Here is a 15574-nt window from a genome sequence, read left to right as displayed (position 1 = left end):
ACCAGGTAGGCTTGAACGGATACCCCCGATGTGCGCATACGTCTCCCTTGTGACCTCCCAATAATCTATGATCCACTTATCGTTGGAGTGCATAGTCCGTACCCGGCGAAATTGCCATCTCATTCGGCACATCCAGGGCCAGCGGGGCATGATCCGTGCATACCTTGGTAGATCGCCATGCGGATGCGCAGGTCAGCCCGTGCTCTCAGCAGGTAACGCAGCGCGGTTTGAATAGTGCCCCCTTCGTTCTGGAAAAGACCGGCCTTGACAAAGTCTTGAATCTGAATCATTGCGCCCTCCACGTCACGAGTGTGGAAAAGTCTGGCGTTTGGGGCCTGCCGCGGCGTAGATTCTACTGCGAACGGCGACGCTGCGCCAATTCGCGTTCTCACCCGGACAAGCAGGCATCCGATTCTTGCCACGAATAGCACGAACTTGACAAATTGTGCTGCGTGTCGTGCGTGAAATTCGTGGCAGGAAATCGCTGTTGAGCATTGTGCCAATGGGAGTCAGCGGAAAATACTGGCAGCGGTGCGATCGAACTCAGTCCAGATGATTTGGTCTGCAGCAGCTTGCTCATCTCGGCTTCGGAAGTCATCTGTCCCCAATACGCCAGTATCATGGCCGCGCAAGCAGGCAGACAGAAACCATCGCGTGACTGCCTAAAGAAGGGTACTGGCAACAAGACGTTCGGCATGTCGTTCGATTTCCGAGCGCTCGGTGTTGCTGATCTGCAGCGTGCCTGTTTCCACGTTTACGTCCACCGCACCGACGACGCCGAGGCGACCGCGAGTGGGCGAAGACAGAACGACTGGAACCCGCCAGTACGCACCATCAGCACGGATGACCAGGTCCGGTATGTCGCCATGCAGGAGATCAGCGATCTCGTTGCCGACATAGACGCTGACGAGGCGCCGGGCCTTCGAGGAGCTAACCTGGATATTGGCCTGAACATGGAGCATGACATCCAGGATGCCACTGCTCGGTGGTTTGACGGTTTCCAATAGAATGGTCATTGCCGTATCACCTGAATTTGGATCGAAATCTGCATGAGACGTCGCCCCGACTTTTCTGCTTCTGAAACGCTGCGTAGATTCTACTGCGAACGGCGGCGCCGCGCCAATTTCGTCTCGCGCCACGGTGCTCCTACTCTTACCCGGACAAGCCGGCAGCCAGTCTTTGCCACGAATTACACGAATTTGACGAATTGATCTGTCTGTCGCCCGCGACCTTCGTGGCAGGGAATCACTCAGGCCTCGGCCGCGGGTTTGCTTTGGCTCTGCCGCGCCCACATGTACCAGAAGACGGCGCCGATGATGACGATGAACGGGCCGGCAATGGCGGAGATCAGGCCGAAGCTGATGGTGGCAACCACCCGGTCGCGGAACACGGCCTCTGCGTCGCCGGCTGCGCCCTGCACGGTCACGTCGAACTGGTAATTGCCCTTGCGCGGCAACTGAAAATGGGCGGCGTAGTCGAGCGAATTGCCCGCGTTCTGATGCGTCGCCTCGCTCTCTGCGACTGCGCCATTCGCATCTTCGGTTGCACGCACGCTGACCTGCAGACCATCGCGCAACTGCTGTCCGCCCAGGTCGCTGACGCGCACGTAGACCGTGTAGCGCCCCACCTGCGGCGGCGACGGTCCGGCCCACACCAGCAAGACATAGTTGCCAACCGTTTTGTCCGAAATGAAAATGCGACTGCCCCCCGTCCCCGGCCCTTCCGCCCGCGCCGGTCCCGCCCACAGCAACAGCGTCAGCGCCACCAGCAGACAGCGGGCCAATGCTGAATTCTGAATTCTGAATGCTTGGCGTTTTCGCCGAAAACGCCGTGAATGTCGTGCTCCGCCTCCTGTCCCGGCTTCATCATTCAGCGTTCCTCGTTCAGCGTTTCGTTCTTTGCACTTTGCACTCTGCACTTTTGCCCTCCACCATCTACTTCCTACTTCCTACTTCCTACTTCCTACTTCCTACTTCCTACTTCCTACTTCCTACTTCCTCAACGTCCCTCTCATCTCCATCGGCTGCGCCAGGATCCAGACGCCGGCCGCGACCAGCAGCAGGCAGAGCAACGCCCAGGGCAGGAACGCGGCCAGCGCCTGCCGCCGATCGGCGTAGCGCGCCTGTGCCCGCTGAAAGCCCACCACCAGCGAGCCGGTTAGCCCCAGGTAGAGCAGCACAACCTCCAGGGGGAAGAGGAAATCGGGCGGCACCACCGGCCCCAACTGCCACAGCGGCTCGCCGAGCACAGGCCAGCCCCAACGCCAGAGCATGTTCTGCACCGCCGGAATCAGGGTCAGGCCGCCAGTCAGGAAGTGGAACAGGTAGTGCGCCAGCCACATGCCGAACCCGGTCGGCACCAGGGTCGGCGCGAAGTGTGCGATGACCGTGCGTAGATTGGCGGTTTCGCGACTCCAGGCCCGGCTGGCAAGTCCTGCCAGGGAAACCAACAGCGCCGGCAGCAGCAGCAGGCCCATACCGTAGAGCAAAATGAGGACGGCCGTCACACTGTGCAGCAGGGGCAGGCGCGCCAGCCAGGCAATCAGCCCGTAGACCGGCCGCACCATGCCGAACGCGTTCATGAAACCGCCAAACGTCAAAACCACCAGCAGCGCCGCCAGGTCGAAACGTTGACTGAAACGCCCCACCCCCGACCGCCACGGTTCAGACCACAGCTCGGCCGTGGGCACGCGCAGCAGCCAGCCGACATTGTCGTGCGGGCAGGCATGCACGCAATCCAGGCAGAAGGTGCAATCCTGATTGCCCACCTTGACCGGCTGAAACAGATTCAACTCACAGCCAGGCTGTACATGATCGAACAGCGCAATCGGCGTGCGGCTTGTCGTGGCGACTTCAGTCGCCCGCCGCCCCGCGCTTGCAGCCGCAACCATCGGCCCCGCGTCACCCTCTGTACTTTGCACTCTGTACTCTGCACTTTGCACTTTGTACTCTGCACTTTGCACTTTGTACTCTGCACTTTGCACTTTGTACTCTGCACTTTGCACTCTGTACTCTGCACTTTGCACTCTGTGCTCTGCACTCTGCACTCTGCGCTCTGCACTCTGCACTCTGACCTTTGTACTATCTGCCAACGGCCTCCCCCGGATGCAGTCCTTCGTCGTACACGTGACGCAGACCGCCGCGTCGCGCACCTTGACTTCGCTGGGGCTGACAAGCGAGCCGAAGAAGTTGAATTGGCCGACCGGGCAAACATATTTGCAGAAGGCCGCACCCTGGAACAGGGTGTCAACCACGAAGGCCACCGCGAAGTAGGCCAGAATCAGCCAGGCGGTCAGCCAGGGGCTGGCCCACAGGTCCCAGCGCTCATAGGCAAAGAAGAAGAAGACGAGCAGCGCCAGCGCCAGCCATTTGCTGCGCAGCGCACGCGGCAGCGGCCGGCCGCCGGCCAGGAAGCGATTTTGCAGCCATTTGCCCAGGCGCCGCGGCAGCATGAAGGGGCAGGCAAAGCAGAAGAGGTTGCCGATGACGAGCAGGCTGAGCACCAGGAAGCCGCGGTACTGGATCCAACTGGTCACGGTTGCCAGGTTCTTGGGCGCCAGGCTGGGGCCGGTCAGCCCGTCGAAGATCAGCACAGCGCTCAGGATCAGAAAAACGGTCTGCACGGTCGTGCGGCTGTGACGCCAGCGCAGAAAGCGGCCCAACAGCGGCCAGCGCAGCAGGTCGGCCGCTGATTGCCGCAGATAGGACGATTGGGCGGGTGTGCGCGAGTGTGTCATGGCGCTCCTGTTCTACCAACGATCGAACTGTGGGCTGGCGTTGCCTTGCAGGCCAACCATCGCGTTACGGCTCCGTCACCCCCACCGGGAAATCGGCCTGCGCCTGGCGGCCGTCCGGCAGCGTCACTTTGACCGTCACCACCCAATCGCCGCCCATCGTCCAGTTGAAGGGCGCGGTGTAAAGCCCATCCTGACCGCCGGTGGCGGCGGCGAATACGGGCACCATGCCGGCGTGAATCATGTTGCCCTCGACCGACACCGCGGCATCTTCCACGGGCCTGCCCGCCGCGTCGGTCACCTGCACCGTCAACGTGGTCGCGCCCGTGTGGACGCTGCCCGCGCCCGTGCGCAGCTCGATGCGCAGATCGCTCGCCGGCGTCGCCCTTCCGCCGCAGGCGCTCAATATCAACAGAGTCAACATCAACAGAGTCAACGCCAACAGTGCGCCGATCAACCCCACGCGCCGCATGTGACGCACGTGTCTGGCTGTCGTCCACCTGCCGCCCCTTCCCCCTCGGTACAGATCATCCCTCATCATCCACATCTCCGATCTCCGATCCCCGGTCTCCGGTCTCCGATCTCCGCTCTCCGCTCTCCGCTCTCCGCTCTCCGACCCCCGCTCTCCGCTCCCCGCTCTCCGCTCTCTGGTCTCCGATCTCCGATCTCCGGTCCCCGTCTCCGATCTCCGCTCTCAATTCTTCTCCCCCACCAACCTCCGCATATCTTCCACGAACTGCTCGGCGGTCATGTCGCTGGACGGGGGGATACCCCGGATGCGGCCTGCGGCATCCACCAGCACAAAGCGCAGGGGGTGGTTGATTTCGCTATGCTCCTCGCTGCTCGCCTCGTCACTATGACCCTGTGTCAGGCCGACCTTGAAGCCGTTCTCCAACAGGTCAGCCGTTTCCTGCTCTGTGCCCACCAGGAACCGCCAAAGCGTGGGATCGGCATCGAAGGCTTTCCCATAGGCTTTGAGCACGGATGGGGTGTCGGTGTCCGGATCCACGCTGATCGAGACGAGCTGCACCTTGCCTGCCAGGCGGGCATCGGCCTTGACTAATTCCTGCACCTTGCGCATCTTGGGCATCAATTCAAGGGGGCACTCGTCCGGGCAGGCGGTGTAGATGAAGTTGACCAGCCAGACGCGGCCGGCAAAATCGCTCGTACTGACGCGCTGCCCATCCTGGTCGGTCAGGGTGAAGGCGGGCGCGTTCCAGTAGACCGGTAAGGGGGTCGCGTTGACCCCGCCACAAGCGGTCAGCAGCCCCAGGCTGATAACCAGCACGGTGATCCAGGGCAGAACCGGTGATTTCTCTGTTCGGTGTTCCACAAGTAACTCCTGAAGTTGTTTCATGCGTCACGCCTGATGTGATTGGGAACCCTGCCGCTACCTGTCGGCATGTCACACCACCCGATCCACCACCATGGCCGCAAACAAGAGGGCCAGGTAGAGGGTGGAGTATTTGTAAAGACTGAGGGCCGAGGCTTTGGTGCCCGTTTGGCGCAGGCGCAGCGCCAGGTAGATGAAGATGCCGCCCAGCGCCAGCGCGGCGATCAAGTAGACTGGCCCTAGCAGGCGGGTGACCGCGGGCAGCAGGGTGACAATCAGCATAGGCCAGGTGTAGGCGACGATCTGCTGGCGGGTGTTGGCCTCGCCATGCACCACCGGCCACATGGGGGTATTGACCATCGTGTAGTCACGCTGCGCCAGGAGAGTCAGCGCCCAGGTGTGGGGCGGCGTCCAGCAGAAGACGACGGCAAAGAGGATGACAGCCAGCAGATCAATCTGACCGGTGACGGCCGTCCAGCCGATCATGGGCGGGAACGCGCCGGCTGCACCGCCGATGACGATGTTGTACGGGGTGCGGGGCTTCAGCCACAGGGTGTAGATAACGACATAGTAGAGCAGGGCAAAGGTCGAGATCACGGCGCTCAGAATGTTGACATAAACAACGAACACGACGACCGAAAGGATACCGAGCGTCAGGCCGTAGATCAGACCATTGATGGGGGCGATGCGCGCCGAGGCCAGCGGCCGGCGTTGGGTGCGCGGCATGATCTTGTCTTTCTCACGCTCCAGGTACGCGTTGATGGTGTTGGCGGACGAGGCGGAGAGCGCGCCGCCCAGCAGCGCCCACAGGGTCAGGCCCCAGGGCGGCCGGCCGGCCGTGGCAACCAGGATCGCGGCCAGGGTGATGACGAGCAGAAGGACGGTGATGTAGGGCTTGGCCAGCCAGAAATAGGCGAAGATGACGGACCCCAGGTTGTTGCGGCGGCTGCCGGCGGTCCTGGCGTCACTGCCGGGGATGATCTCGGCGCCTAGTCCCTCTTGGTAGAGCGTGAAGAGAACCACGAAGCCGGCCCACACGGCCGCGGCCAGGCCCAGGTGCGCGGCGTTGATCCAGGCGGGCAGAGGGAGCAGCGCGTTGGCCGCGCCCAGTCCAATCTGGCCGGCGAAGAGGGTGAGCATGGCTCGGTTCCAGCGGCGTGCGCTGCGGCTTTCACGGCCCAGGATGCCGGTGTAGCGCCAGGAGAGCCACAGGAACACGAGCAGTGTGGCAAGCACGCTGCTCCGATGCAGCATCTGGATGATCTGCAGGCTGGCCGGCGCGCTGCTGAGGCCGCAGTTGGGAAAGGCCGGACACGCGCTGGCCGCCAGACTATGGGTGACGGCCGCGCCGGTCAGCACCAGGATGAAGGCAGCCACGGTCGCCAGGGTCAACCAGGCGCTGAAGCCGCCGTACTCCTCCTGCGTCTGCACGATGCGGGCCAGGATGGCGCCGCGGTTGCGGGTGCGCGACCAGGCGAGGAGCGTGTTGGCCGTGAGCAGACCCAGGCTGAGCGTCGCCAGGCTGGCGTGTGTCCAGGTCAGCAGGGAGACGGGGGCAGCGCCGAGCAAGCTGCCGATCAACGCCTGCACGGCTACGATGCCGGCGGTGATCATCAGCAAGCGTGGCGCGAGCCGGTGCAGATGCCCGCGGTTGGTCAGCGCGATGCGCAGGAGCAGTAAAACGGCCAGGACAAGCAGGCCGGCGCCCAGGCGATGCCAGAGGTCGAGCCAGCCGCCTGCTGCAACGCTCAGCGTGAGGCGGCCGTCACACAACGGCCAGGTGCGGCAGCCGAGCGCAAGACCTGTGGTGCGCGCCAGGCCGCCCAGCACAAGAACAATCCAGGCGCCGATCGAGGTCCACAGCGACAGTTGACGAAACCAGCGCATGTTGCCGGTTTCGGCCACGAGCATGCGAAGTGGCACGTGAAAACCCCAATACAGAAACGATGAATGATGAACGTGAATTCAGGTTCCCGTTCGCCATTCATCGTTCATCTGCCATTATTAGACCTTATCGGGAATAACGGCGCGCCACGACATGCAGTAGTCAAATCGTCAAGAGAAACTGCTGGTTGTGGCTCGGACTACAACTCGGCTTATTCCCGATAAGGTCTATTATACTACACGGGGGAGGTTGTGACAAGAAACACAAAGGCTCTGACATTCTGCCGCGGAAAAAACGGCCGGCAGCAATTCCAAACTTGGACGATTCTTTGCCACAAAGAACACAAAGAGCGCAAAGACACCGCCAATGTGCGGTTGAACTGCCATTTCTTTGTGTTCTTTGCGTTCCTTGTGGTCAAAAACGCTTGCCCTGTTGATATTGCTGGTCACCAGGATAAGCTGCGACCGTGTCCTAGTCTGAGCCGTGCGCGGCGCCCGTGGCCGGGATGCTGCTGCTGAGCGGGTGGCGACCATAGTCATACGGGCCGCCGCCCACGTGCGGTTGATGCGTTTCATCCCAGTTGAAGATGGATGGCGGCGATGACGTCTGCCATTCCAGGGTCTTGGCATCCCAGGGGTTGTCACCGGCCACCTCGCCCTTGAACAGGCTGACCGCGACGTTCCACATGAAGGGGAGGGTGGAGGTGCCCAGGAGGTAGGCGCCGATGGTTGCAATGAGGTTCATAGCATAGAACTGGGGGTCGTAGTCGGCCACGCGGCGCGGCATCCCAAGCAGGCCGGAGACGTGCATGACCAGGAAGGTCGTATGGAAGCCGATGAAGTGCAGCCAGAAATGGAGTTTGCCCCAGGTCTCGTTCAGCTTACGACCGGTGATCTTGGGGAACCAGTAGTAGATGCCGGCGTAGATGGCCGTGACACTGCCGCCGAAGAGCACGTAGTGCAGATGCGCGACCACGAAGTAGGTGTCATGCACGTGGATGTCAACCGGCACGGAAGCGAGGACCACCCCGCTGATGCCACCGAGGACGAAGAGGGAGATGAAGCCCAGGGCGAAGAGCATGGCGCTGTCGAAGCGCAGCTTGCCTTGCCAGATGGTGCCCAACCAGCCGAAGATCTTGACGCCGGTGGGGACGGCGATGACCATGGAGGTAATCATGAAGGGCACCGTCATCCAGGGGTTCATGCCACTGGTAAACATGTGGTGTGCCCAGACGGTGAAGCCCAGGAAGCAGATGGCCAGACTGGAGAAGGCGATGGCCTTGTAGCCGAAGATCGGTTTGCGGCTGAAGACCGGCAGCACGTCAGAGACGACGCCCATGGCGGGCAGCACCATCACGTAGACGGCCGGATGCGAATAGAACCAGAAGAGGTGCTGCCACATCAAGGGATCGCCGCCCTGCGTGACGTTGAAGAAGTTGGCGTGGAAGATGCGCTCGACGGCCAGCAGGAACAGGGCGCTGGCGATGACGGGGGTACCCAGAACCTGGATGATCGAGGTGGCGACAATGCTCCAGGTGAAGAGCGGCAGTTCGAACCAGCCCATGCCTGGCGTGCGCATGCGAGCGATCGTGGTCAAGAAGTTGACCCCGCCAAAGATGGATGAAAAGCCTAAGATGATGATGGAAATGGCCCAGATCGTCTGGCCGTCACCGCCCAAGAGGGAGAGGGGCGGATAGGCGGTCCAACCTGCTTCGGGCGCGCCCACCAGGAAGGATGAGCAGAGCAGCAGGCCGCCGATGACGATCAGCCAGAAGCTGACCGCGTTGAGTTTGGGAAACGCCATGTCATTCGCGCCGATCTGCAGCGGGACGATGTAGTTGGCCAGGCCGGCCAGCACCGGGATCACCCAGAGGAAGATCATGATGGTGGCATGCATCGTGAACAGGCGATTGTATTCGGTGCCCGAGTAATACTGGCTGCCTGGCTGCGCCAGTTCGGTGCGCACCAGGAGCGCCAGGATGCCGCCCAGCAAGAAAAACAGAAACGTCACGGTGAGGTACTGAATGCCGATGACTTTGTGATCGGTGTTGAAGGTAAAATAGTGCCACCATTTCCAGGCGCCGTGCATGACAAAGCCTTCATGGTGTTCGGCATGACCGGCGCCATGCCCACTCTGCTCGACAGCAGGTGCGTGTGCCATCTTGATGTTCTCCTCGCTTACTTCTGGCTTGACAGGTAGGTGACCAGCGCTGTGAGTTCGGCCTCAGATAGAGACGTGCCGAAGGTTGGCAGCATGACGTTGGCCGGACATGCGCCCATTGGACACTGCGGCGCCAGGTACTCACCCGGTTTGACGATGGATGTCCTGATGTATTCCGCAGCCGTCTGGCCGGCGACGCGGGTGGCCGCGACGACGCCGATTTGGTTTAGATCAGGCCCGATCTGCCCAGCGCCGCCGGCGTCGGTCAGTGTATGGCAGGTGGTGCAACCGGCCTTCTGGAAGACGCTGCGACCGTAGGCGATGGGGTCGTTGGCGTCAACGGTCTTGCTCTGCTGCTCCTGCACCCACGCCTCGAAGTCCGCGGCCGAAACCACTTTGATCGTGCCGCGCATCTGCGCGTGGCCGGCGCCGCACAGTTCAGCGCAAACAATGGCATATTCACCGATTTTGGACGCTGTCGCCCGCGTATCGGTGACCCGATCGGGCATGGCGTCGCGCTTGATACGGAAATCGGGCACCCAGAACGCGTGCAGCACATCCGTGGCTCGCAGCCGGTACTGCACCGGACGGCCAATCGGAACTACCAGCTCGTTCTGTACCGTGATGTCCTCCTCAGGATAGTAGAAAGTCCAGAAGAACTGCTGGCCTGTCACCTCGACCACCATGTCGGTCTTGGCAAAGGCACGCTCCGCGACGAAGGTCTGGTAGCTGAGGAAGCTGATGATGATGACAATAATGGCCGGCACCGTGGTCCAGATAATTTCCAGCGTGTTGTTGCCGTGGATCGGCGGGCCATCCTCGTCATCGCCCGGCTTGCGGCGGAATTGGAGCGCGGCGTACACCAGGGCGGCTTGCACGAGAAGAAAGATGACCGTGGCGATGCCCATCATTAAATTGAAGAGGGAATCAACGCCAACGGCCTGTTCGGACGCCTGCACAGGCATGAAAAGATTGAGCGAGGTGACGACGACGCCAGCGCCCAGGAAGAGCAGGGATGCCAGGACGACGAGCAGGCCCGAAAAGTTGGGGCGCAGGCGGGAGTAGACGATGCCGATGACGAGGCCAAAGACCATGTGCCCGGCAATGAAACCGGGCTTGGCCGCGAAGGCCATCCCAGGGGCCAACATGGGCAGGAGCAGGTCGGCCAGGAAGAAGATGATCAGGCCATAAATGGCGCCTGCCGCCACCGGCGCGCCCAAGCGACGAGGCAAGCGCAGCACGCCGTGGTAGATCAGCGCAAACGCCATGCCGAGGAGGGCCGAAAGACCAAAATGAAACAGGGAACCGACCAGGGCGGTGGTGAAGTTGAACTGAGGGCCGACCACATCAGGGCCAAGAATCGCGCTGGCGATCTGGTTGAGGGGCGCCCACACGCTCATGGCGCCGCTGCGGTCGAACAGGCCGACAAGCATCGCCAACAGGCCCATGGCCAGGCCGCCGCCGACACCTGCCAGCGCGCCTGCCATCAGGTCGCGCCGTGTGAAGGGCGGGGTGCGCATGTCGGAGGCATCCAGGGGCACTGCCACCGGCAACGGCGCTTCGTAGACCTCCACCAGGGTGATGGGCTGGCCGGTCGAATCGGTGACGTCGCGCCGATTCCAGCGGAAGACCGCCTCGTCGTATCCTTCTGCTGCCATGTTGCTGTCAACCTGGGCCGGCGTAGGCAAGGCGCCCACCATGCGACCCACGATGCGCACCGCGTCCAAATTCCACTGCGGATAGAGGCTGCTCAGGACTTGGCGGGACCACTGATCCGGCAGGATTGGGGTTGGGCGGGCAAAATAGAGATAGGCTGCGCGCAATCGGTAGTTCGTGCTCATTGAACTGCTGCTCCCAAAAATGTGAGGTTATTCACGCAAGATGATTCCACGGGTCACGCGAACGGTACGTTTCGATGGTCGTCGTTTCACGTCACTTGACGTCATTGGTACGGGCGGCACATGCTAACATACGTGACGCACCTTGTCAAAAAAGAATCATAAGTGCGAATAGTAACAATCTGTACTCGATTGTTTGACAAATGGAGTCAGTATAGATATGATTGGCCCCATCTTATGGTTGAGATGATCGTTGATCCTGTTTCTGTGCCCAAAACGTGACCGAACCTGAGTAGATCAAGGAGTGAAGCGCATGGCCCAAGCCTCGACCGCGCCCGCCCAGGCGTCTGCGGAACGCCTAATGCCGGTAAATACCCCTAAGCTGGGGATGTGGATCTTTTTGGCATCCGAAGTGATGTTCTTCAGCGCGCTCATCGCCGCGTTCATGATGTTCCGGCTACGCGGCCCGGCCGATGCCAATCATATCCTGAACATCCCGTTGACGGCCTTCAACACCTTTGTGCTGTTGACCAGCAGCATGACGGTGGTGTTAGCCCTGGCCGCGGCCCAACGCAACGATCAGGCGAAATTGCGCCTCTGGTTGTTCGCCTCGCTGCTCTGCGGCGGCACGTTCCTGGGGGTGCAGGTCATCGAGTATTTCAAGCTCTTCGAAGAAGGGCTGACCATCAGCAGCAGCATGTTTGGCACTATTTTCTTCACGCTGACCGGTTTTCACGGCCTGCATGTGTTCATTGGGCTGTTGTGGCTGGTGGGGATTATCGTGCAGGCATTGCGCGGCCGTTTCAACGCGGATTACAGTATGAGCCTGGAAATCTTCGGCCTCTACTGGCATTTTGTGGACATTGTGTGGATCATCCTGTTCGTCATCGTCTACCTGATCTGAGGTAAGGGGGCAATCAAGACTATGAGTGAGAATACATCGTTTCTACCGACCGTGGCCCATGAGGCCCATGCCCAGCCCAACTATGTGGCTGTTTACATTGCCCTGGCTGTCCTGACCTTCATGGAACTTGGGGTCACGTTCCTGCCCATCCCCAAAGGGGGCCAGGTGATGATCCTGCTGGCCTTTGCATTTTCCAAGCTGGTCCTGGTGGTCATGTACTACATGCACCTGAAATTCGACACGCGCCTCTATGCGATCATCTTTACCGTACCCGTCTTCTTTGCGCTCCTCATCCTGGGCGGCCTGCTCATGTAGTGAACGGCAGTTCGGCTTCATTGACTCATTGACTCATTTCTGAAGGCATGTTACAATCTGATTGTGGGAGTTCACACCGTTGAACTCCCATCAGGCCGCTGGCGCTTCGTTCAGGAGGGACCTGGACGCCGGCCAGGCCAGGAGTTTTCGGGCATCTGTCCTGTGGAATTTTCGCCAGGAGAACCGACATGCCGCTTCGCGATCATTTTCATCCACCGCTGAGCGTTCAGCGCCACTGGCATGGGTTTCATAACGCGTGGGCAACATTCATCGCGACCGATCTCAATCAGCGCCTTCCCCCCGGTTACTTTGCTGAACCCAACGTGCAGTTCGGCATCGAAATTGATGTCGCCGCCTTCCAGGAGCCGCTCCTTGACGCCCATCCACCTGGCCCCGTTGCAGCATGGACGGCGCCGGCGCCGCCCCTCTCGGCGCCTTTCGTGCTGACTTCCGACATTGTGGAGGTGGAAATCTTCAGCGACTCGGGCGGGCCTACCCTGACTGCGGCCATCGAACTGGTCAGCCCGGCCAACAAGGACCGCCCGGCGCATCGCGCCGCGTTCGTGGCGAAATGCGAAACCTACTTGCGCCAGGGCATCAGCCTGATCGTCGTTGACATTGTCGGCGGGCGCAATGTCAATCTACACAATGACCTCCTACGCAAATTGACACCGCCCGTGTCGCCGCTGGCAGCGGACCGATACGCAGCGGCGTATCGAGCATGGCGGAAGCAAGACACACCTCAACTTGACATCTGGCCGGAAGCCCTGACTCTGGGACGCTCCCTGCCGACCCTGCCGCTCTGGTTGCAAGACCAGGTCAGTGTGCCCGTTGATCTGAATCTGACCTATGAGCAGACCTGCGCCAGCCAGAGAATCCGGGGCAACGGCGCCGGTTGATGCGCGACTTTCTTTACAAGGGAACCAGGTATGCCGGGCCTATCAAAGCAAGAGAATCCAGAGACCCCTGACACAATGCTTACACCCACAGAACGGGTGCGTGGTATGATGGTGCGTTTGCGAGAAATGGAAAATGCCCGATCACCTGACTCTGATTCGACCCTGCCCGAGCCTGATCGCGCGTTGATTGCCGAGGGTTTGGCGCAGGGCCTGGAAGGGCTTGACCTGCTTCTGTGGGGATATGAGCGCAATTTCGACCCTACGCTGCTGGCTGAGAACCTGAAGTAATGCATCGGTTTTTCGCGAATCGCGCAACTCTGGCGTACATCTTGCGTATTGGTAGCGGGTGAGAAAAGATGGATTTGATTGATTGGGTGGGCGTGGCCAAGAACGCGCTCTGGATCCTGGGCCTGGCTGTCATGCTGGCCGCGTTCAGTTACGCCGATTGGTGGGCCGCAACCAACCATGCCCGCCTGCGCACCGTCCTGGGCGCTCCGATCTTCCAAACCCCGTTCAACCTGGGCCTGACCCTGTTTGCCGCCGGCCTGGCCAGCACCAGCCGCACCTGGTGGGAGATTGGCGCCTGGATCGTGCTGTGTCTCCTTTTTGCCTGGCAGACCATCGCTTCCTGGCGCAGCCGTGCGCCGGCCGCGGCGCCGCCAGCCATGCCCCCTGAGCGCCCCGCAGATTCCCCGGACGCCTGAAGCCTGTGTGATTGACCCGTGGTTTTTTTTCCAATTCGTGCCCTTGTGAGGAAGGAGTTTGACTGTGAGTAATCAACGTACTAATTTTGCCCTGGGAGCGATCCTGCTGCTGGCGGGTCTTTTCCTGCTGCTCGTCAATTTCGACATCCTGGGCGACCTGAGTGGAACGGTGTGGGGACTGGTGTTCGTGGCCGGCGGCCTGGCGTTCGTTGCGCTCTACCTGGGCAACCGGCAGCAGTGGTGGCCGATCATCCCAGGGCTGACCCTGGTCGGCGTCGGCCTGCTTATTTTGCTCAGCACAACAGGCCTGGACGAGAACTGGCTGCCGTCCATCCTCTTCCTGTCCATCGGTGCTGCGTTCCTGGTGGTGTACGCCACCCAACCGGCCTCGAACTGGTGGGCCATCATCCCGGCCGGTGTCATGGGCAGCCTGGCGATGGTCGTAATATCAGGCGAACTCGGCGGCGCGGTCATGATGCTGGGCCTGGCCGCCACCTTCGGCCTGGTCTACCTGCAGGGCGCGCTGCGCAGCCTGCATCCGCAGTTCTGGTGGGCGCTGATTCCGGCCGGTGTGCTGGGGGTCATCGGCCTGTTCCTCCTGGCCGGCGAGGTGGAACAACTGGCATGGGTGGGGCGCCTGTGGCCGGTGGTGCTCATCCTGATCGGCGTTGGCGTCCTCTTGCGCGGTGGTTTCCAGCCGCGCGCCGAGCGTTGAGCCATGACCAACACGAATGTGAGCGCACGCAAGCGCAATACGATTCTGTGGGGCGGCGCCCTGCTGCTGGTTGGCGTCTTCCTGCTCCTGGTCAATCAGCACGCACTCGATCCCTACGCGCCGACCTGGCAGTACGTCGTGGCCGCTCTCTGTGGACTGGGCGGAATCGCCTTTTTGATCCTGTTCGTGCGTGATGTCGTGCATTGGTGGCCGATCATCCCTGCCTTCACCCTGCTGACGGTCGGTGTCATCATCTTTCTGACCACACAGACGGCCGCGGTGGTGGGTGAGGTGCTCGGTTCGATCCTGTTTTTTGGCATCGCGCTCGCGTTTGCCGTGATTTTCCTGCTCGACCGCAACCGCTGGTGGGCGATCATTCCCATGGGGGTGCTGCTGTTGGTCAGCGCCACCACCGCGCTGAGCACTTTCCAGGTCAGCTCCGACGTGCTGAGCGCGACGCTGTTCATCGGCATGGGGTTCGTGTTTCTCCTGGTCTACCTGCTTGGCCCGCACAAGCGCGAGGTGTGGTGGGCGCTGGTGCCGGCCACGGCCCTGGTGGCCTTTGGCCTGTTCACCTTCGTCTTCAGCAAAGCGACTGGCGACCTGCAACTGAAGGTGGTCAGCTGGTGGCCCGCGCTGCTGGTGTTGCTCGGCGTCTTCCTGCTTGTGCGCGGCGTTGCCATGTTGGGCGGGCGCACCCTGCCCGCGGCCGATCTCACCTTGCCGTCGCTGCCGGCGCCCGGGGAATTGCCCGCCGCGCCCAGCACAGCCGTCATCCATCCGCAGGACAACACCGCGACCAGTGTGACGCCATCCGCGCCGCCGTCGCCGCCGGCCGCGCCGCCGCTGCTTGAGCCTGAACCGGCCGCGCCGGCGGATGCAGAGACACCTTTCTGAAAGAGGATGGGGGCCTCACCTCACCTCACCCCCCGGCCCCCTCTCCTCTCCGCACGGCGGAGAGGAGAGGGGGGGAAGAGCTTGAAAGAGAGGGTGGGGGCCTCACCTCACCCCCCGGCCCCCTCTCCTCTCCGCACGGCGGAGAGGAGAGGGGGGGAAGAGGTCTTTCTTTTAGAAAGCCTTTGCGCCCC

The 15574-nt window shown here is 61.5% G+C and carries 17 protein-coding genes; 7 read left to right on the top strand and 10 right to left on the bottom strand.

Annotated elements, in window-relative coordinates; translation table 11 throughout:
• Positions 1-119: 119 nt before the first annotated feature.
• The 10 genes from IPM84_07665 to coxB all read right to left on the bottom strand — a co-directional run bounded on the left by IPM84_07665 (position 120) and on the right by coxB (position 10952).
• Positions 120-290: a hypothetical protein gene (locus IPM84_07665; protein ID MBK9092645.1), complete on the bottom strand. Its 171-nt coding sequence runs from the start codon at positions 288-290 to the stop codon at positions 120-122.
• A gap of 98 nt (positions 291-388) precedes the next feature.
• A complete protein-coding gene (locus IPM84_07660) occupies positions 389-697 on the bottom strand; it encodes a C39 family peptidase (protein ID MBK9092644.1) in 309 nt (102 codons plus the stop codon).
• The gene (locus IPM84_07655; protein MBK9092643.1) at positions 663-1139 is read right to left on the bottom strand and encodes a hypothetical protein; all 477 of its coding nucleotides are present in this window, start codon (positions 1137-1139) and stop codon (positions 663-665) included. The genes IPM84_07660 and IPM84_07655 overlap by 35 nt, the downstream gene beginning before the upstream one ends.
• Positions 1140-1249: 110 nt before the next feature.
• Positions 1250-1783 carry a hypothetical protein gene (locus IPM84_07650; protein MBK9092642.1) on the bottom strand — a complete coding sequence of 178 codons (534 nt, stop codon included), beginning with the start codon at positions 1781-1783 and terminating at the stop codon, positions 1250-1252.
• Between the two features lie 207 nt (positions 1784-1990).
• Positions 1991-3736, bottom strand: a complete 1746-nt coding sequence (locus tag IPM84_07645) for a FesM (protein ID MBK9092641.1) — start codon at positions 3734-3736, stop codon at positions 1991-1993.
• Positions 3737-3800: 64 nt separating this feature from the next.
• Positions 3801-4214: a FixH family protein gene (locus tag IPM84_07640; protein ID MBK9092640.1), complete on the bottom strand. Its 414-nt coding sequence runs from the start codon at positions 4212-4214 to the stop codon at positions 3801-3803.
• A 213-nt stretch (positions 4215-4427) separates the two neighbouring features.
• Complete coding sequence (locus IPM84_07635; protein MBK9092639.1) at positions 4428-5066, bottom strand: SCO family protein; 639 nt, start codon at positions 5064-5066, stop codon at positions 4428-4430.
• 72 nt (positions 5067-5138) lie between these two features.
• On the bottom strand, positions 5139-6989 hold the full coding sequence (locus IPM84_07630) for a protoheme IX farnesyltransferase (GenBank protein MBK9092638.1): 1851 nt from the start codon (positions 6987-6989) through the stop codon (positions 5139-5141).
• Positions 6990-7422: 433 nt separating this feature from the next.
• Complete coding sequence (ctaD, locus tag IPM84_07625; protein MBK9092637.1) at positions 7423-9039, bottom strand: cytochrome c oxidase subunit I; 1617 nt, start codon at positions 9037-9039, stop codon at positions 7423-7425.
• A gap of 89 nt (positions 9040-9128) precedes the next feature.
• Positions 9129-10952: a cytochrome c oxidase subunit II gene (coxB, locus tag IPM84_07620; GenBank protein MBK9092636.1), complete on the bottom strand. Its 1824-nt coding sequence runs from the start codon at positions 10950-10952 to the stop codon at positions 9129-9131.
• Between the two features lie 385 nt (positions 10953-11337).
• Between coxB and IPM84_07615 the strand changes: the two genes are divergently transcribed.
• From IPM84_07615 to IPM84_07585, 7 genes are all read left to right on the top strand, one after another.
• On the top strand, positions 11338-11853 hold the full coding sequence (locus IPM84_07615; protein ID MBK9092635.1) for a cytochrome c oxidase subunit 3: 516 nt from the start codon (positions 11338-11340) through the stop codon (positions 11851-11853).
• 21 nt (positions 11854-11874) lie between these two features.
• A complete protein-coding gene (locus IPM84_07610) occupies positions 11875-12168 on the top strand; it encodes a cytochrome C oxidase subunit IV family protein (GenBank protein ID MBK9092634.1) in 294 nt (97 codons plus the stop codon).
• 188 nt (positions 12169-12356) lie between these two features.
• Positions 12357-13067 carry a DUF4058 family protein gene (locus IPM84_07605; GenBank protein MBK9092633.1) on the top strand — a complete coding sequence of 237 codons (711 nt, stop codon included), beginning with the start codon at positions 12357-12359 and terminating at the stop codon, positions 13065-13067.
• A 75-nt stretch (positions 13068-13142) separates the two neighbouring features.
• Positions 13143-13355 (top strand): hypothetical protein, encoded by a 213-nt coding sequence (locus IPM84_07600; GenBank protein ID MBK9092632.1) that lies wholly within the window; start codon positions 13143-13145, stop codon positions 13353-13355.
• Between the two features lie 68 nt (positions 13356-13423).
• Positions 13424-13771: a hypothetical protein gene (locus tag IPM84_07595; protein MBK9092631.1), complete on the top strand. Its 348-nt coding sequence runs from the start codon at positions 13424-13426 to the stop codon at positions 13769-13771.
• A 64-nt stretch (positions 13772-13835) separates the two neighbouring features.
• Positions 13836-14486: a hypothetical protein gene (locus tag IPM84_07590; protein MBK9092630.1), complete on the top strand. Its 651-nt coding sequence runs from the start codon at positions 13836-13838 to the stop codon at positions 14484-14486.
• A gap of 3 nt (positions 14487-14489) precedes the next feature.
• Positions 14490-15383 carry a hypothetical protein gene (locus IPM84_07585; protein MBK9092629.1) on the top strand — a complete coding sequence of 298 codons (894 nt, stop codon included), beginning with the start codon at positions 14490-14492 and terminating at the stop codon, positions 15381-15383.
• Positions 15384-15574 lie beyond the last annotated feature (191 nt).

This window comes from Candidatus Amarolinea dominans (assembly GCA_016719785.1).
In the GTDB taxonomy this organism is placed as follows: domain Bacteria; phylum Chloroflexota; class Anaerolineae; order SSC4; family Amarolineaceae; genus Amarolinea; species Amarolinea dominans.
This window is presented reverse-complemented; position numbering and strand designations above follow the sequence as displayed.